Here is a 17,706-nt window from a genome sequence, read left to right as displayed (position 1 = left end):
TCGAAAATTACGAGACAACTGATGTGGAGAACGCGAAGGAGAAGCGCCCCATGATCGCGTTGACCTTTGCAACCTGCGCCTGATCGCCCAGTGTTACGTGTAGCGCCAAGCCACGCGAGGTATCGTCCGAAATATTGAGGCGCGCGCCAGTGATTCCCGCCTCGGTCAATGCCACGTTGAGCGCATCGAGCGTCTCGCGCCGTTTGAGCTCCGGCTTGAAGATCTTTCCGACTGCGGTCAGCGGCATCGCGTCCACGATGTGAATTCGCTTTGGTAGCGCTGCCCGCTCGCCGATGGCGCCACGAACGAATTCGTCCAGCTCGGTTTCAGTCGCGCTCGCGCCGGCTTTCAGTTGTACGTATGCGACCGGAAGTTCGCCGGCGTGGACGTCCGGACGTCCGATTGCCGCTGCGATCTGAACAGCGGGGTGCCGGTGCAACGGCTCTTCGATCGTGGCCGGGTCGATGTTGTGGCCGCCGCGGATGATGAGTTCTTTTCGTCGACCCGTGAGCCAGAAGTATCCATCCGCGTCGCGTCGCGCGAGATCTCCGGTGTTGAGCCATTGCCTGCCGTCGCCAAGATCCAGCCATAAGCCCTTGTTCTGCTCATCCTGCAAATAGCCAGCGAAGATGTTCGGCCCTGAGATGGTCAAGACTCCGACCTCGTCGTCGTGGCAGTCCCGCACATAGTTGCCTGCTTCGTCGAGTATCACCGGCTTCATGGGTTGCCCCGGGATCCGCAATCCGATCGACCCAAGGCGGCGCTCGCCCTGCGGCGGGTTAACGCTGCTGACGCATGCCCCTTCGGTCAATCCGTAACCCTCGAGGATGCGCACGCCTGTCCGGTCCTGGAATGTCCGGAAAATCTCGACTGGCATCGGCGCCGCTCCGCAGAGTCCATACTCCAGCGAGCTGATGTTGCGACCGTCGATGGGTACGTCGAGCAATGCCGCATACAGCGTCGGTACAGCGCTAAAGAAATTGATTCGGTAGTGTTCGACGATTTCCCAAAAACGTTTGACGACCTCTTCGCCGCGATATCCCTGAGGTGTGCCGAGAACCACATGTGCACCCAGTGAAAACGGCACGAGTCCGGTAGCAAGCACCGCGTTGACGTGGAACAGCGGAAGCCCACAGAAGATCACCTTTCCCGGGCCCATGCCGGAGCCGACTACCTGGCCGACGCTCCAAGCATTCGCGACCTCGTTGCCATGCCTGCGAATTGCGATTTTCGGCAACCCTGTCGTGCCGCCCGTGCAGAAATAGGACGAAATGTCGTCAGCCTCGCCCGTTCGCTGGTTTAGCAGAGAATCGCCGGATTCCCGCCCCATCGCGTGGTCGAAGTCATATATGTCGATACGGCGGGGAACTGCGCCACGCACTTCCGCGCGGCCATGCAGCCGTTTGCATTCGCGACGTTGCATCATGCGTGCCGCGATACCGCGCCATCCGCGTACGTGACCAGCCAGATCGACCAACACAAGGCTACGCACGGTCGGCACCCGGTCCAGGATCGAATGGACCTTCGGCCACAGATCCGTGCCCGGGAACGGCGCCAATGTCACCAGTACTTTGGCTTTCGCAGCGTTGAGGAGGGCGGCAATCGCGGGGCCTTCCAGCAACGGATTGATAGCACACACGATGCCGGCAGCCTCTCCGCCCCAGACAACGAAATGCGTCTCCGGCAAATTCGGCAGGACGTACGCGACGACCGAATTTCGATCGATGCCGAGACGGGTGAACAAGTTTGCTGTGCGGGTAATATCGCGGAGCAGTTCGGCATAGTTCCATCGAATAGGCTTCCGATGATCGTCTGCACGCAGGAAGAACGACAATGCTGGCGCGGACGGATCAATTGCCGCGCCGCGGCTGATCATTTCGTACGTGCTGGCGGGAAGGTCAGCCGGTGGCCGGAGGGTTTCGATCGAGACCACGTCCGCTTCATTTGCGATGGCGTTCATGCGATTTCTTCTACGATGCGGTTGCGTTGCACCCCGAGGTCAATTGCTCCGTCCTTGCTCATGATTCGCGACTCGACGAAATCGCCCGCTTTGAGATACTGCGGCCGGCCAGCCTGGACTTTGGAAAACATCCGCCATTTCATGTGCTCCGGAAGCAAGGCGGCGATCCGTTGCTTTGCGGGCGATGGAATGCTCAGCGCGCATCCTGCCGGCGTGCCGGTGGCCAACAAATCACCGGCGTTCAGATCCTGGACTCCCGAAAGCTCGGTGAGCGTTTCGGCGGGGCCGTACACAAGATTCGCGGTCGAATCGCTTTGACGCACTTGACCGTTGACGGTCAACGTCAGTTCCAGCTTCCGCAACTGGGCAATGTCGCTTGCTTCGAGGAGACAGAGGTACGGCCCTACGGGGCCGAATGTCCGGTAGCTCTTCCCCTTGTAGAACTGCATTTGCGGAATCTGAATGTCTCGAGCGGAATAGTCGTTGACGATCACCAACCCGGCGATGTACTCGTGCAGGTTGTTGTCCGTGATTGCTTGGCGGGACGTGATATCACGACGAAGCACCAGCCCGAGTTCGATCTCGTAGTCCAAGAATTTGACGTGACGTGGTCGGATCACGTCCGAATTCGCAGGCACGATGCAGCTCGTGGCCTTCGTGAAGATCATATTGAAGGTCTTCGCGTCCGGGTTCATGCCGGACTCGATCATGTGTTGGCGGTAGTTGGCACCCTGGCAGACGAACCGCTGGTTGCGAGTGACCGGTGACAGCCATTCGACATCCGACTCGGCAATCGTCTCGCCAGCGAGCGTTGCGAGTTCGGCAATCGTGTGTGCGCGCACGAATTCGCCCGTCGTCGCATAGTCACCCGGGATCGGGGTGATACGATCATTCATTACGACGCCCCATTGGGCGCGCCCTTGATGTCGGAAGTGCAGAACGTGCAAAGCCATGGAAGTGCCTCGAACAAGTCTTTTAGAGGATAGGTATCAGGCAAACAACTTCGCGAGCGTGCGCAGCTTCGCGATGGTAACGTCAGGACTGCCATGCAGGCTTCGCACGAGTGCCGCAATGCTGGAAGGCGTTATCTTGGGCTTGGTAAAGCTCCGCGGCATCAGCGGCCCCCACTGAGACATCGCTTCACGACTCACTGCATGGATACCGGTCTGCATGTCGGCCGTGAACATGTCGCCGTCGCAATAGTGCTCGTGCTTGTCGCCCCAAGGATCCTGCCAATAGTCGAATACTTGACTGCCAAGGATGTGGCGTCCGATTCCCCATGCATGCGTCCAGCCCTGGTCACGCAGAACGCGTTGTCCTACGCCGATCGCATCTGCATCAACGAGCTCGAATGCCGAATGGCTGTAGAGCGGGCCGAAGCCCTGCGCCAAAGCAAGCGTATGGTGATCCGCTGGGGTTGCGCCGCGATCAAGTCGCATGAACGCGACGGCCGGCGACCCATCCGGCAATACCTGAACATCGCTCGGAATGAAGCCGAAATGCGATGTGTACCATGCGCAAGTCGCCTGGAAATCAGCCAGCTCCAGGACAACATGACCGAGGCGAATCACTTCGGGCGGGTCAAGCGGCGGCCGCTGGGTGTCGTTTACACGAACGACGGAATCCACCGAATTGAACGGCAACGCCGATCGGTGGGGCAGCGCACTGGCTCGCGCTTGCCCGGCAATTGCATGGACATGGAACCCGGACGGATCGACAAGTTTCACACGAAGACCGCCGCCTGGCCACGGCGACGGCTCTACGTCCGAGGCGCCCGGTACATGAGCAAGCTTGCGCAGTTCCGCTACGCCTTGGACCTCAAGTCCCAGGCCGACAAAGCGCGCCTTGTCGGCGCGCTGAACGACGTAGCAGAAGGGCGTGGCGGCGGTGCCGCGCAGGAACAAGTAGTCGCCGTCGCGCGATACCGTGCGAAGGCCGAAGTCGTTGAGGAATCGTTCAGCCCGATCAAGATCGGGGCGCTCGAACATCAAGTAGGACAGCGCCAACGCTTTCGTTGTGGGTTTCGGATGCCGCGCAGGTTGAACCGTGGTGAGTTTCATAGAGGCCTCAGGCGGAGGGCATGGCAATTTGACTGGAGCGCGCCGTTAGCGAAGTGCATGCGCCAAGTAGCTGCAGCGATTCGAGGACAATGCGCGTCGACTCGGTCACGGGCCCCTCATGCAGGATCGTCTTGTCCGGACGAACAACAGCCGCCCAGCCAAATCCGACGACACGCGGCATGAACGTGCCGTCCAGGTCTTCCCACCCGCCCTTCTCGGTACGGTGCAGACGCTGCCCGCGGTGTACGACCTGAACGACGGATCCACCGGCCGCGATAAACGCCGCCCGCGTGCCTGGGTCAAGGTTTGCTCCAGCATCCTTGCCGAATCCGATCAGCGTGAGGCCGGTGCCCAATACGTCATCGCTCATGCGAATAGCGCCGTCGCAATTGCGCAGCCATCCTTGAGGAAGAACCGCTCCGCGGACAAGTCGGGTTCGTGCCGCACCGGAAACGAATAGTCCCCGTCGAAGCGCATTCTTCGGCTTGATTCCTAACTCGTCGAAGTGGTTGCGTAGCGCCGGGACGAGCCGGGAAAGCCGCATCAGACCGTGGGTGAAAATTGCAACACCCGCATTGCGCGGCATCACCAGCTTTCCCATGAACTTCGCGACGCCGATCATTGCCTTGACGTGAGGTCGGCGCTCCTGATCGTACGAGTCTAGAATGTGCGGCGCGGCGTGTCCTTTGATGACCCACGCGAGCTTCCATGACAGGTTCGCGGCGTCACGCAGCCCAGCGACCAGCCCCTGCCCGACGAACGGCGGTGTGATATGCGCCGCGTCGCCGGCGAGAAAGACGCGACCCCTTCTGAACGATCTGACGGTGCGCGCGTGAAAGCGATACACAGCCTTTCGCTCGATCACCATATCCATCATGCCGCCCCACGGTTGCAGGAGTTTCCGAATGCTTTCGTCGGACTCCATTTCGTCGCGGGTCTCATTCGAATGCAGCATGAACTCCCAGCGCTCGCGGCCGCCGGGAGCAGTCATGTGTGGCGTGGGCCGCCGGTGGTCGCAGATAAACTCGACGTGATCGATCGGACGACGAACCTCACGTGCGTCGACGATCAGCCAGTCTTCGGCGAATGTCTTTCCTTTGAACGCCTGTCCAATCATTTGGCGCACGACCGAGCTCGCTCCGTCCGCACCCACGACGTAGCGGGCGCGCACCGCATGCCGCCGGCCTTCACCGATGTCGAGCGTTGCGACCACGTGGTCTTCTTGCTCGTCCAGCGAGACAAGCGCGACGCCGAACCCTGTTTGCGCTGAGCTGCATGCACGCAATTGCGCGCGCAAGCAACGCTCCAGATCAGGTTGATAGAACGTGACGAGCTTTGGATGACAATCGATGCTTCCGAGCGAATTTACCCGTGCAAATTCGCCAAACCACGGCGAGCGCATACGTACGTACGGAATTGCCACGGTATCAAGGTCCGCTTCGGTCACGCCTGCGAATTGCAGTATCCGCAGCGCGTCGTTATCGAGGGCGATCGCACGCGGTGCCATGAGAATTTCCGTAGCCTTGTCGACGACAAGAACCCGCACACCGTCACGCGCCAACAGACCTCCAATAGTTGCTCCAACCGGTCCGCACCCGACGACAAGCACTTCTACCGATGATGGCAAGTCGTGCCCGCCGGAAGACGCTGCGCGTTCAGGGGTCCCAATCTCGTTCCGTACCGTTGTCTCCGCCACCGTTCAGTCTCCATTCTCCAGACGGACGACTGTGCGCCGTCGTGATGACATTAAATTCATCTCTGAATATTGTGTCAATTATGATGTTGGAACGTATACTCGAATTGTCGAATCCACCGGAACGCCGATGCCTGCCCCTTCAACCCGTCGCACGAAATCCGCGACTGCTGCCGCCACCCACGGGGAGGCGCCCGTGATTGCCGAGGGCCGCGAGCCCCGCGGCGCGCGCCGCAGGCGTGAAACCAGAGCGCGTCTACTCGATGCTGCTCTTGTCCTGATGGCGCAAAAAGGGATGGAAGGGGTCGCGATCAACGAAATTACCGAGGCCGCCGACGTTGGCTTGGGCTCGTTCTACAACCACTTCGAATCGAAGGAAGCGATTCATGCCGCGGTCCTGGATTCAGTGTTCGAGGAGTTCGCAGATACGCTGGATCGGATGGCTGCCGACCTCCCCGATCCCGCAGAGACCATCGCGGTCGCCTTGCGCCACACGTTGTTGCGTGCGCGACGCGAGCCCGTGTGGGGCCATTTCCTGCTCCGGGAGGGCCTGTCTGCACGTGCACTTAGCCGAGGCCTCGGGCCTCGACTGTTGAGAGATATCCAGAAGGGGATCGGTGCCAAAAGGTTCGTCGCCGACGAGCCGCTCGTGAGCGTGATTACAGTCGGAGGTGCGGTACTCACGGCCATCGCAATCGAGTTGCGCTTTGATGCCGGGGAAGAACCCGTGACTGATATGTTGAAAATGATCGGGTATAGCCAAGAGGGCTTTGCAGAACGTACTGCCTCTTCGTTGTTGCAAACGCTCGGGGTTCCGAGAGCTGAAGCGACGGAGATTGCCAACCGTCCATTGCCTATCGTCGTTACGCTGGCGAAACATGGATCGGATGAGTGAGTAGGAATGGGTCGCTCAAACTGAGATTACGCGAAGCCTACGATAAGGAGTGCGCTCCCGTTTCACCGAGGTCGCGTCGTCGAACCTCAACCAAGCGCCGGCGGTTCAATTCCTTACAACGGTTGGCTTACGCTCCCAATTGACGCTTCGTTACGCGAGCATGAACATGAGAAGGGGTAATGTGGCCACTTGTCTTGTGCCGACGTGTCTTCTCGCCTTTGAATAGGTCGGTTTCCGTCCAACGCCAGAGACTTTCGAGCTGATTCCGATCAGGTGAAGTTGCTGACGCACTGGCATGTCGACATTTGTTTTAGGGATCGATCATGCAAGAGCACGCTTTGTCACGAGATTGTCCTGGGCACGAAACCAAGGTCGAGGAAGCCGAACGGCGTTTCAGATCACTTGCGGACGCAATACCACATATCGTATGGACAGCTACGCCGGATGGTTTGATCGATTACGTTAACCAGCGGCTCGAAACGTCTACAGGATTTGATTTTCCGCAAGTTCAGGGATCGAACTGGATGTCGACCATACATCCGGATGATGTGCAAGCGGCGACGGAGCATTGGGCGCGTGCCGTGGCGAGCGGCACGGAGCAGGAAATGGAGGTGCGTTTAAGAAGAAGGTCTGACGGCAGCTATCGATGGCATCTCGATCGGGCATCGCCGGTAAAAGATGCGAACGGAAACGTTGTGAGGTGGGTTGGGACGGCCACTGACATCGAGGACCGCAAGCAGGCCCTGGCCGCGGCCGAAAGCGCCAACCGCGCGAAGTCGGACTTCCTGTCCAGTATGAGTCACGAACTGCGCAGCCCGCTCAATGCGATCCTCGGTTTTGCGCAACTCATGGCATCCGAATCGCCGCCTCCAACGCCCTCGCAACTGGCGAGCATCGACCAGATTCTGCGGGCAGGATGGCATCTTCTCGAGTTGATCAACGAAGTGCTTGATCTTGCGAAGATCGAATCGGGGCAGGTGTCAACCTCGCCGGAACCTGTATCGTTGAGCGATGCGTTGCACGAATGCGAAGCCATGATCGCGCAGCAGGCACAGCAACGCGGTATTCGTATGGTGTTTCCGCATGTCGACGCGCGCTGCTACGTCCATGCCGATCGAACCCGCCTCAAGCAGATCCTGATCAATCTGCTTTCGAATGCAATCAAATACAACCGTTCGCAAGGAACAGTCGAGGTGGATTACAGCACGCGCACGTCGGATCGGGTTCGCGTCAGCATCAGCGACACGGGTCTGGGCTTGTCGCCGGAGCAGATGGTCCAACTCTTCCAGCCATTCAATCGTCTGGGACAGGAGGCAGGCACCGAGGAGGGCACGGGCATCGGCTTGGTGGTGGCCAAGCGGCTGACAGAACTGATGGGCGGCGCCATGGGTGTTGAAAGTACCGCCGGGCAGGGAAGTGTGTTCTGGATCGAACTCAATGCGGCCCCCGCCCCGGAAATCGCCACGATGGTCGCCGCGCAACTCACTACCCCTGCCGAGGCGGTGGCCAGGAACGCTGCGGCCGCGGTACCCGTCCATACCGTGCTCTATATCGAGGACAACCCCGCGAACCTGAAACTCGTGGAGCAATTGGTTGCCCGGCACGCGGACATAGGCATGCTCAGTGCCGTGACGGGACGACTCGGTGTGGAATTGGCGTGCAGGGCGCTGCCGCACGTGATTGTGATGGACATCAATTTGCCCGACATCAGCGGCATCGAAGCGCTAAACATCTTGCGCAAGAATCCCGCGACGGCGGACATCCCGGTGGTGGCACTCAGTTCGAACGCGATGCCGCGTGATATCGAAAAAGGTCTGGAAGCGGGCTTTTTCCGCTATTTGACCAAGCCGATCAAGATCGACGAGTTCATGCAGGCGCTCGCCGAAGCCATTGCGTTTCGGCAAGGAACGCACTAGCGCGTCAGGTATCCGGGTGCCGAACCATGATCGATTCATCAGCGATTCTCAACGCCAAAATCCTCATCGTCGACGATCTGCAGGCCAACATCCTGCTGCTCGATCAGGTCCTGCGCCGGGCGGGCTATGCTCACGTTTCGTCGACGATGGATGGATCCGCGGTATGCGCGCTTCACCGCCAAAATCGGTTCGACCTCATCCTGCTCGATCTCCAGATGCCCGGCACCGACGGCTTTAAGGTGATGGAGGCACTGAAGGATCTCGAGGCGGACAGCTACCTCCCGGTTATCGTGGTCACGGCACAGCCTGCCCATAAATTGCGCGCGCTGCAAACCGGCGCGAAGGATTTCGTCAGCAAGCCGTTCGATCTGGCCGAAGTGCTGATGCGTGTTCACAACATGCTGGAAGTCCGCTTGCTGCACCGCGAATTGCGCGACTACAGCAGGGCGCTCGAGCAAAAGATGCGGGAAGTGGAGGCGAGCCGCGAGCTGATTCGCCGCCAGAGCGACGAGCTCAAGGGGCTGTACGCGAAGGTCGTCGCCGAGCAGAAGGTATCGGAGCGGCTGTTGCTCAATATGCTGCCCTATCCGATCGCGGAGCGATTGAAAGCTCACCTCGATGACATTGCCGACAGCAACTTCCCGCAAGTGATTGCGGACCGCTTCCCCGAGGTGTCGGTTTTGTTCGCGGATATCGTGGACTTCACTGGCTTTTCGGCCGGCATGAGCCCCGAGCAACTCGTCGAGATGCTCGGCGATATCTTCACCGATTTCGACATCTTCGCGGACAATCGTGGCCTCGAGAAGATCAAGACCATCGGCGACGCGTACATGGCGGCGGCAGGACTGCCCGTCCCGGTGGCCGACCATGCGGCGCGGGCGGCGCACATGGCGCTCGACATGATCGATGCGATGGCCCGTTTCAACGCGCTCCGGCGCTGCAACTTGCAGTTGCGTATCGGCATCAACAGCGGCGAAGTCGTGGCCGGGGTGATCGGGAAGCGCAAGTTCATTTACGACTTGTGGGGCGTCGCGGTCAATCTCGCGAGCCGGATGGAATCGCAGGGCGTCGCCGGGCGCGTGCAGGTGACGGAGGCCACGCGCAACAGGCTCGGCGATTCCTTCCTCCTCGAAGAGCGCGGCACGATTACTGCGAAGGGTATTGGCGAGCTCCGCACGTGGTTCCTGGCCGGCAGGGCCGGTGCGTTTTGACATCTCCCCCGCTTCAGCCTGCGGCTTCCGTCTGGCGGCGGAAAGAGAGAGGATTCCGGCGAAGTCGAAAACCAGGTTAGCGGTTTGCGATCGCGTCGGCGGGATCATCGTTGATCGAGCCGTCCTGACCATACCGGCTCTCCGTAAGCGATCCGGGCATCGTCCTGCACTTTACTGCGGCGCATTTACACGGTGGATGCTCGTGGAGGAGGTGTGGATTCGCATGCTGGACTTCTACGAAGCGTTCCTTCGCGGCGAAGGTGCTATTCGCCGATCCGTTCCGCTCAATGCTCCACCGGATGGTTCCCAGCAGGAGGTATTTGGGCCGGCTAGTTGGGATGGTCCGTGTGCAAAGCGTGGATGCAAAAGCGGCTGCTCATCGACGAGGGTGATTTTTGCGTGGATTTGTTTTTCTACAATCACTAGCTCAGTCGCCTGTTTCTATCGAACTGAAACGTGGCCCCAAAGGCGGGCACCAACAGCCTCGGCGATTACCATACTTTGAATGGACTCGCATCGCCAGTTCAGAGGTCGAGGACGAGTTTGGGGCTTCGAGATCGGGAGCAGCACGGCGTGAACTGGTTCGCTTGAGCCCGTTCCTCGGCGGTGAGAAACATGTCGCGGTGCTCGGGTATGCCGTCCAGTATACGTGTGAGGCAAGCGCCGCAAACGCCCTGTTCGCAGGATGTAGGGACGCTGATGCCATGAACGGAAAGCGCCGCGATCACTGTCTGATCGGCCGCAATCCGGATAACCTGACCTGTCGACGCGATTTCCACATCGAAGCTGCCGTCCCCGCTCGTATTCTTGGGTGTCGCCGCGAAATATTCGCGATGCAGGCGTTCTTCCGGCCAGCCCGCAGTTCTTGCACTATCGAGTGCCCAGTCCATAAACCCTGCGGGCCCACAAACATAGAGATGAGCGCTGGGACGGCCTCGCTCAAGCAGGGCCATCAGGTCAAGTTTCCGAGACGGGGAGTCGTCGTAGTGAAGGTGCACGGACGCTGCAAACGAAGCGCTGCGTAGTCTCGCGACAAAGGCGGTGCAATCGTCGGAACGCGTGCAGTAGTGCAGTTCGAATGATTTGTCCTGACTCGACAGGTACTCGGCCATCGACAGCAACGGGGTGATGCCGATGCCCCCTGCGAGCAACAGGCTGTGCGGCGCATCGTCCGCCAGCGGAAAATGGTTTCTCGGTTCGCTGATATCAACGATCTGCCCCACTTCCAACGCGTGCATACCGACTGAACCCCCGCGAGAGTTTGCATCCCGAAGCACTGCGATCTGGTAGCGGTGCGATTCAGCGGGATTGTTGCAAAGCGAGTATTGGCGCACCAGCCCGGTGGGCAGATGCACATCGATATGTGCGCCGGCGGAAAACGATGGAAGTTCGCCGCCATCGAGCGCGATCAACTCGAAGCTGTAAATGTTTCGGGCTTCTAGCGCTTTGGCGGCAACGCGCACCGGGCGGATGACTGCATCCATATCAAAGACTCCTGATCTAGTGTTCCGGAACATCGCGAACTGGGAGCAATGTTCGATTTCGTTTGCATAGCCGTACGTCGCGCAAGCCCGATTGGGCGGAGATTCATATCAGCTTCGAACGGTTTCGTGGCAGCATAATTATACAACGGTACGTATCGTATTAAAAATATACCGAGTGTGATTGATGCCGTCATCGGGATTTACCCCAGACTTGTCACCGATATCCACTGGACATGTGCCATCGATCGCCGCAGTGCACCGATGTTGCGATCGCATGTTGGTACAGAGAAGGGGGCGCGGTTCGGGCAAACCCGATTGCGCGCACCATACACTTCCACTAAAGTGAAACGAGACGAATCGTTTAGTAATTGTGAGGTCAGCCGAAACAGGCAACCGCACCGTAAAGCGACGCATCAGCGCAAGGCCGTTGTCAGGTGCGCAGGGTTCTCGCTGCGGAATCAGTGAAGGGCACAGGTCTTTTGGACAAGGAGTGAGACATCGTGGCAACCGTGAATATTACGGAAAGCATCGCAGAAACTCGCAACTATCCGTACAACTGCTGGTGGGTTGCCGCGCTAGGCAACGAAGTAGGGCGAGCTTTGCTCGGCCGATGGCTGCTCGATACGCCCGTGGTGCTTTTCCGGCAGGAGGATGGCACGGTCGCCGCGCTGGAGGACCGCTGCCCGCACCGCCAGGCACCGCTGTCGCTAGGCCGCCTGCATGGCGACACGATCGAATGCGGGTACCACGGCTTCTGCTTCGATCCCGCTGGACGTTGTGTGCGTGTGCCGTCCGCGGACGCAGCCCCTGCTTTTTCTGTAAAGCGTTATCCCGTCAAGGAGGTTGGGCCGTTCGTATGGATCTGGGTTGGCGATCCCGCGATGATCGACTCGGCGCCTGCGCAGCCGGAGTTGCACTGGACGACCGATTCCTCGTTCGCCACCCGCTCCGGGCAGATGGAAATTTCAGCCAATTACATGTTGCTCAAGGAAAACGTGCTGGACCTCACGCACTTTGGCTATGTGCATGCATCGACCTTTCAGATCGAGGATTGGACGAGCGCGCCGGAAGTGAGCGGCGACGGCGACACGGTCGAATACCGCCAGCGTTTCGTGAACAAGCCGCTCGCGCCGGGCTATGCGATGGCGCTTGGGGTGCTGCCTGGTACGCCCTGGCATCGCGAGCATCGAGGCTCGTTCCTGTCGCCGGCGCTGCAGGAGGGGTGTGTCGATTTCGAGGATCCGTCCCGGCCGGGGTGTGCGCCGAGCCGCTTTCGCGTGGCGCACGCCACCACGCCGATCGATCAGACCCACATGCTGTATTGCTGGGTTATAGGTCGGGATTTCGCCACCGCGCCGGAAGCGATGGACCATTTGGTCGGTGCGATCCGAACCGGATTCGACGAGGACCGTGCCGTGCTGGAGGCCATCCAGGCGCAGGCGGCCCGTCGTCCTCGCCGCGTGAGCGCCGGCGAACGTAGCGTCAAGGCCGATGCGGCGGGTATCCAGGCGCGCCGTATCGTTGCGCGCTGGATGGAGCGCGACGGATAGTCGGCGTACCCAGCGCGCCGTTCGTGCGGACGCCGTTCGCTTGCGAACCTATCGTCAGCGGTGTGCTTGGACCGCCGCCGTTGGCTCATACATAGCTAGAGGAGACAGCAGCATGGATTACCTGCTCAACACGTGGTACATGGCGGCTTGGGACAGCGAACTCGAAAAGGGCGCGTTGCTGGCCAGAAGGCTGCTCGACCAGCCGGTCGTGATGTTCCGTGATGCCGCGAACGTGCCACACGCGCTGTACGATCGCTGTCCGCACCGCTTCGCGCCGTTGTCCTGTGGGCGTCTTCTGGCTGACAAAGGCGCGGTGCAATGTGGCTACCACGGGTTGGAATTCGATGGAGCCGGGCAGTGCGTACACAATCCTCATGGCGACGGCAGGATCCCGGCTGCCGCGACGGTACGTTCGTATCCGCTCGTCGAGCGATACAGCGTGCTGTGGATCTGGATGGGTGATCCGGCGCGCGCCGATCCGGCCAGTATCCCGGATTTCTCGTGCATGGATCCCGAGCGCTGGTACGTCGGCAAGGCATACCTGCGGCCGCGCGCGAACTATAGGCTTGAGGTCGACAATATTCTCGACCTGTCACACATCGAATTTCTGCATCCCGATTCGCTGGGCAGCGATTCCGTCAAGCACGCGCAGACAGAAGTGCGCCAGGACGGCGCGGATGTCTGGTCGCTGCGTTTCATCCGCAACGAAGTCCTGCCCGATGCGGCTTGCGATCAGTTCGGCGTTCCGCGCGGCCTGCATGTCGACCGCTGGCTCGACGTCAGGTGGAGTGCCCCGTCAAATCTCCTGCTGCTGGGTGGCGCAACGCCTGCTGGGCGCCCCCGGAGCGAGTCCGTCGGGCTCCTGTTCAACAATCCGCATCTGTTCACGCCGGAGACGCAGAGCACGTCGCATTACTGGTTTTCGATGTGTGTGCCGAAGGACGGCGGCGCACGCGGCGAGCAAATCGCGGCGAGCGTTGTCGAGTCGTTCGCGGCCACGTTCGACAGGGAGGACACGCCGATGCTCGAGAGGCAGCAGGCGTCGATCGGCAAGCAGGATTTCTGGTCGCTCAAGCCGGTACTGCTGGTAGGCGATGCAGCGGCCGTTCGCGTCCGCCGCCTGCTGGACAAGCAGATCGAGGCCGAATTGACGCAACGACAGCCGCAGCCGGTGAACTGACGGACAGGAAGCGTTCGGCTGACGGACCGTGCCGCGCGCATCGAGGCGGATGCGACCCGGGCGCGGCCGATCCGAAGAACGGCGAATCGATTCGCCCGGTCGTTCTCCAGTAAAGGAAAGCGCAATGCTCGAATTGATCGAGTCGCACGGTTCGCACGGCGGCACGCAATGCATCTACAGACATCAGTCGGAGATCATCGGTCTGCCGATGCGTTTTTCGGTTTTCATGCCGAAGGAGGCGGCGGAGAGGAAGGTGCCGGCGCTGTTCTTTCTGGCCGGGCTGACCTGTACCGAAGAGACCTTTCCGATCAAGGGCGGCGCGCAGCGCTACGCGGCGCAACACGGTGTCGCGCTCATCGCGCCCGATACCAGCCCGCGCGGTGCGGGCGTGCCAGGCGAGTCGGAATCGTGGGACTTCGGGGTCAGCGCGGGCTTCTATGTCGACGCGACTCGGGATCCCTGGTCGAAGCACTACAGGATGTATTCATACGTGCGGGACGAGTTGCGCGAGACGGCGCTCGGCGCGTTGCCCATCGATGGCGCTCGCCTTGGCATCTTCGGCCATTCGATGGGGGGTCATGGCGCATTGGTGCTGGCGCTGCGCAACCCGGAGATCTATCGGTCAGTGTCGGCGTTCGCGCCGATTGCGGCGCCGACCCGCTGCCCGTGGGGCGAGAAGGCGTTCAGCGGCTATCTTGGCGCCGATCGCGACGCGTGGCAGCAATACGACGCGAGCGAGCTCGTGGGCAACGCTCGCCACAGGTTCCGTGAGGGCATCCTGATCGATCAGGGGCTGGCAGACCAGTTTCTCGCGCAACAGCTGAACCCTGACGTGTTTGAACGTGCGTGCGAAGTCGCGCATCAGCCGCTTGCGCTGCGTCGCCATGCAGGTTACGACCATGGATTTTTCTTCGTCCAGAGCTTCATGGAAGATCACATCCTTCACCACGCACGCATCCTGCGGGCGGTACAAGCCTCGGGCGCCGGCGCATCATCAATCGGGCTCGGGTGACTTTTACCTACCCGGTCGACGGTCCGCCATTCCTCGGGCAAGAGTGGCGGAGCGGCATTATCACTGGTACCAATGATTCATTGCGAGATGCCGACTCACGTCGTCAGCGACGTGCGTGGAGGTCCGCGTCGCGGCTCGCGTATGTTTCGCAACGGAGTTGTCGCGGTTTGGTCAAGATAGTCGTTTAAATTAAATACGATTCGAGCCGTCTATGAACTTAGGGTTCCTAGCGTGGACGTAATGCGATGCAGGGAAAACGCGATTGTTCGGCGGCGATCATCGGCATATTATGATCCTTGCCGTATCGATATTTGGGATGCTAGGTCTCTGATGGAGAACGGTCTCGACTTGCGCTGAAAGCGACCGCGGTGCCGGAGAGCTTGCTGACCGAAGCAGAAGGCGTGAGCGCGAAAGGTCAGCTTTTCCGTTCGGGATGGTGGGTCCGCGATCTCAAGTCTGGGTGTTGCAAGGGAGTCCCCGAGAAAAACGCGACATCTCGTTTCAATTTGATGTCTGACAGTCGTAAGTGCCGCCGCAAGTACTTCGTAATGCGAAGTGTTTTTTATTTAGAGAATAAATCAAGGAGACAGTCATGTACCGGAGGTGCGTTTTCAGGGTGACGACCGCAGTAGCGTCGAGCCTTCTTTTTGCGGTATCGGCCCATGCGCAAAGCAGCGTCACGCTGTACGGAATTGCGGATACCGGCGTCCTCTATCTCAGTAAAACGATGAACCTGGCGACTGGGGGAAATACAGGGAAGTTCGTCGGATTTCAGAACGGGGGGATCGCGCCTGCGATCTTCGGCCTGACCGGCACTGAGGACTTGGGCGGCGGTCTTCAGGCGATATTCAAGCTCGAGAGCGGGATCGGATTGTCCAACGGTGGCCTCAACAACGGAAACGGAAACCTGTTCGGCCGAGAGGCGTATGTCGGACTCAAGGGCGGCTTCGGTGAGGTGAAGGCCGGTCTGCAGTTTTCCCCGTTTTTTCTGGCCGCGTGGGCACTCGATCCGCGGGAGTTTTCGGAATTCGGCAGCATCCTGGCCATCTATTCCAACAACGTCAGTGTGACGGGTTCGTTCAGCTCGAACGCGATTTCATATACGAGCCCGGTGGTGTCCGGCTTCCAGGGTAGTGTGATGTACTCGTTCGGCGGCGTGGCCGGCGATTTCCAGTCGGGCCGCCAGTATTCGGCTCGCTTGAAGTACGAGTGGGGCGGACTGACCATTGATTCGGCCTTTTTCGACAGCCATGCAGGCGGGTCGGTCATCACGGTTCCGGCCGGCAATGTCCCGTATGTCGGACGGCTGATCGGCGCGGCGTACAAGTTCGGCCCGGTCACCGCAAAGGCATCGTTCGAGAGCTTCAAGGTCGAGGGCGGAGCGACCAACAACGTGTACGGTGGCGGCGTCGATTACTTCGCCTTGCCGCAACTGGATCTCAATGTCGGCGTCTGGTACGTCAGCGACCGCAACGATTCGTCCAGTCACTCGCTGATGAGCGCGGCGGGCGCGACCTATTTCCTGTCGAAGCGCACTGGCGTGTATGCGCAGGTCGGCTTCGTCAACAATCACGGCAAGGCGAATCTAGGGCTGTCGCCGGGTGCGGGAACGACGTCGCTCTTTGCGCCTGCGGGCACGACGACGGGGGCCACCGTCGGCATCATGCACATGTTCTGATTGCAGCGGCGAAGGCCGGTCCGGCGTGACGCCGGACCGGCCTTCGACACGCGCGATGTCCTCGCCTCATGAATCGCCGTCGATATCCGGATAGCGGTCGAACGTCTGCTTGATGAGGCGACGTAGCCACATGTTGGCCGAATCGTCGTGGAAACGCGGATGCCAATGCTGGCGTAGCGCGAATGGCGGCAATGGCACGGGCGGAGGGACGATCCGCACCGTGCCGAGCTTCGCAAAGACGTTCGCGAGTTCCAGCGGTACCGTCGCGATCAGGTCCGGCTGCGCGTTGATCAGGTGCGGTACGACCAGAAAGTGCGGTGTGGTCAGAAAGACGTTCCGCTTGATTCCGTATTCCTCGAACGCACTATCGTAGGCGGCGCTCGCGCGGCCCGTCAGCGACACGACGATTTGCGGTGCGCGCTCGAATTGCGCACGGCTGATCGTTCTGCCAATGGCCTTGTTGTGCACGCTGACCATCGTGACGAACGTGTGCAGAAACAGTTGCTGCTGGTACAGGCCGTCAGGCGCGGCGTGCACGGAGCCGAGCGCGAGATCGGCGTCGCCCGCGGCAAGCGTGGCCTCGATGTCCTCCAGCGGCACCTGCACGGAGCGCACCGAACAGTAGGGCGCGACTTCCCGCAGGCGCCGCACGAGCGGCGGCAGGAAGACGAGTTCCCCCATGTCCGTCATGCATATCACGAACATGCGTCGCGCCGTCGCGGGATCGAAGCTCGCTTGCGAGAGAACCCGCTCCCTCAATGCCGTCATCACCACCGTGATCGTCGTGCCCAGTTGCGAGGCCTTTTGCGTGGGCTCCATGCCCGCAGGCGTCTTGACGAACAGCGGATCCTCGAAAAACGTCCTCAGACGATTGAGTGCATGGCTCATGGCCCCCTGGGATAGGCCGACTTCCGCCGCCGCGCGCGTGACACTTCGCTCGCGAAGCATCGCGTCGAACAGCACCAGCAGGTTCAGATCGAGATCACGTATATGCGCGGCGTGCATAGGTTGAATTAATCCCATTAGGTTGATGCATCACGGATCCGATTCTATCGTTATGGCGCGAC

13 protein-coding genes are annotated in these 17,706 nt (G+C 60.3%); 7 read left to right on the top strand and 6 right to left on the bottom strand.

What is annotated here, in order from left to right:
* Positions 1 to 7: 7 nt before the first annotated feature.
* From O1Q03_RS26490 to O1Q03_RS26475, 4 genes are read right to left on the bottom strand one after another with little or no spacing between them, the layout of a single operon-like run.
* A complete protein-coding gene (locus O1Q03_RS26490) occupies positions 8 to 1,960 on the bottom strand; it encodes an acyl-CoA synthetase (RefSeq protein ID WP_269506988.1) in 1,953 nt (650 codons plus the stop codon).
* Positions 1,957 to 2,913, bottom strand: a complete 957-nt coding sequence (locus O1Q03_RS26485) for a fumarylacetoacetate hydrolase family protein (RefSeq protein WP_269506987.1) — start codon at positions 2,911 to 2,913, stop codon at positions 1,957 to 1,959. The genes O1Q03_RS26490 and O1Q03_RS26485 overlap by 4 nt, the downstream gene beginning before the upstream one ends.
* A 36-nt stretch (positions 2,914 to 2,949) precedes the next feature.
* Positions 2,950 to 4,020 carry a VOC family protein gene (locus O1Q03_RS26480; protein ID WP_269506986.1) on the bottom strand — a complete coding sequence of 357 codons (1,071 nt, stop codon included), beginning with the start codon at positions 4,018 to 4,020 and terminating at the stop codon, positions 2,950 to 2,952.
* 7 nt (positions 4,021 to 4,027) lie between these two features.
* Entirely contained in the window at positions 4,028 to 5,689 is a 1,662-nt protein-coding gene (locus tag O1Q03_RS26475) for a bifunctional 3-(3-hydroxy-phenyl)propionate/3-hydroxycinnamic acid hydroxylase (RefSeq protein ID WP_269507023.1), read from the bottom strand.
* Between the two features lie 154 nt (positions 5,690 to 5,843).
* Here O1Q03_RS26475 and O1Q03_RS26470 point away from each other — a divergent pair, with 154 nt between their 5' ends.
* The 3 genes from O1Q03_RS26470 to O1Q03_RS26460 all read left to right on the top strand — a co-directional run bounded on the left by O1Q03_RS26470 (position 5,844) and on the right by O1Q03_RS26460 (position 9,735).
* Entirely contained in the window at positions 5,844 to 6,608 is a 765-nt protein-coding gene (locus O1Q03_RS26470) for a TetR/AcrR family transcriptional regulator (RefSeq protein ID WP_269506985.1), read from the top strand.
* 323 nt (positions 6,609 to 6,931) lie between these two features.
* Positions 6,932 to 8,524 (top strand): hybrid sensor histidine kinase/response regulator, encoded by a 1,593-nt coding sequence (locus O1Q03_RS26465; RefSeq protein ID WP_269506984.1) that lies wholly within the window; start codon positions 6,932 to 6,934, stop codon positions 8,522 to 8,524.
* Positions 8,525 to 8,550: 26 nt separating this feature from the next.
* Positions 8,551 to 9,735, top strand: a complete 1,185-nt coding sequence (locus tag O1Q03_RS26460) for an adenylate/guanylate cyclase domain-containing protein (RefSeq protein ID WP_269506983.1) — start codon at positions 8,551 to 8,553, stop codon at positions 9,733 to 9,735.
* Between the two features lie 524 nt (positions 9,736 to 10,259).
* Here the strand turns inward: O1Q03_RS26460 and O1Q03_RS26455 are convergent.
* Positions 10,260 to 11,219, bottom strand: a complete 960-nt coding sequence (locus O1Q03_RS26455; protein WP_269506982.1) for a PDR/VanB family oxidoreductase — start codon at positions 11,217 to 11,219, stop codon at positions 10,260 to 10,262.
* A 500-nt stretch (positions 11,220 to 11,719) separates the two neighbouring features.
* Between O1Q03_RS26455 and O1Q03_RS26450 the strand changes: the two genes are divergently transcribed.
* The 4 genes from O1Q03_RS26450 to O1Q03_RS26435 all read left to right on the top strand — a co-directional run bounded on the left by O1Q03_RS26450 (position 11,720) and on the right by O1Q03_RS26435 (position 16,639).
* Complete coding sequence (locus O1Q03_RS26450; protein WP_269506981.1) at positions 11,720 to 12,769, top strand: aromatic ring-hydroxylating dioxygenase subunit alpha; 1,050 nt, start codon at positions 11,720 to 11,722, stop codon at positions 12,767 to 12,769.
* A 112-nt stretch (positions 12,770 to 12,881) separates the two neighbouring features.
* Positions 12,882 to 13,949, top strand: coding sequence for an aromatic ring-hydroxylating dioxygenase subunit alpha (locus O1Q03_RS26445; protein ID WP_269506980.1), 1,068 nt, complete (start codon positions 12,882 to 12,884; stop codon positions 13,947 to 13,949).
* A gap of 124 nt (positions 13,950 to 14,073) precedes the next feature.
* Positions 14,074 to 14,961, top strand: a complete 888-nt coding sequence (gene fghA, locus O1Q03_RS26440; RefSeq protein WP_269506979.1) for an S-formylglutathione hydrolase — start codon at positions 14,074 to 14,076, stop codon at positions 14,959 to 14,961.
* A 592-nt stretch (positions 14,962 to 15,553) separates the two neighbouring features.
* On the top strand, positions 15,554 to 16,639 hold the full coding sequence (locus O1Q03_RS26435; RefSeq protein WP_269506978.1) for a porin: 1,086 nt from the start codon (positions 15,554 to 15,556) through the stop codon (positions 16,637 to 16,639).
* Between the two features lie 66 nt (positions 16,640 to 16,705).
* Here the strand turns inward: O1Q03_RS26435 and O1Q03_RS26430 are convergent, their stop codons facing one another.
* Complete coding sequence (locus O1Q03_RS26430; protein ID WP_269506977.1) at positions 16,706 to 17,644, bottom strand: LysR family transcriptional regulator; 939 nt, start codon at positions 17,642 to 17,644, stop codon at positions 16,706 to 16,708.
* Positions 17,645 to 17,706: the final 62 nt, after the last annotated feature.

Source organism: Burkholderia sp. IMCC1007 (genome assembly GCF_027257875.1).
Classification (GTDB): Bacteria; Pseudomonadota; Gammaproteobacteria; order Burkholderiales; family Burkholderiaceae; genus Burkholderia.
Note: the sequence above shows the minus strand (reverse complement) of the source record. Positions and strands in the feature narration are given on the sequence as shown.

Bases quoted from the DNA above. Each gene is read 5' to 3' on its own strand.
- O1Q03_RS26490 (WP_269506988.1), bottom strand. From the start codon at position 1,960: ATGAACGCCATCGCAAATGAAGCGGACGTGGTCTCGATCGAAACCCTC.
- O1Q03_RS26485 (WP_269506987.1), bottom strand. From the start codon at position 2,913: ATGGCTTTGCACGTTCTGCACTTCCGACATCAAGGGCGCGCCCAATGG.
- O1Q03_RS26480 (WP_269506986.1), bottom strand. From the start codon at position 4,020: ATGAAACTCACCACGGTTCAACCTGCGCGGCATCCGAAACCCACAACG.
- O1Q03_RS26470 (WP_269506985.1), top strand. From the start codon at position 5,844: ATGCCTGCCCCTTCAACCCGTCGCACGAAATCCGCGACTGCTGCCGCC.
- O1Q03_RS26465 (WP_269506984.1), top strand. From the start codon at position 6,932: ATGCAAGAGCACGCTTTGTCACGAGATTGTCCTGGGCACGAAACCAAG.
- O1Q03_RS26460 (WP_269506983.1), top strand. From the start codon at position 8,551: ATGATCGATTCATCAGCGATTCTCAACGCCAAAATCCTCATCGTCGAC.
- O1Q03_RS26455 (WP_269506982.1), bottom strand. From the start codon at position 11,219: ATGGATGCAGTCATCCGCCCGGTGCGCGTTGCCGCCAAAGCGCTAGAA.
- O1Q03_RS26445 (WP_269506980.1), top strand. From the start codon at position 12,882: ATGGATTACCTGCTCAACACGTGGTACATGGCGGCTTGGGACAGCGAA.
- fghA (WP_269506979.1), top strand. From the start codon at position 14,074: ATGCTCGAATTGATCGAGTCGCACGGTTCGCACGGCGGCACGCAATGC.
- O1Q03_RS26435 (WP_269506978.1), top strand. From the start codon at position 15,554: ATGTACCGGAGGTGCGTTTTCAGGGTGACGACCGCAGTAGCGTCGAGC.
- O1Q03_RS26430 (WP_269506977.1), bottom strand. From the start codon at position 17,644: ATGCACGCCGCGCATATACGTGATCTCGATCTGAACCTGCTGGTGCTG.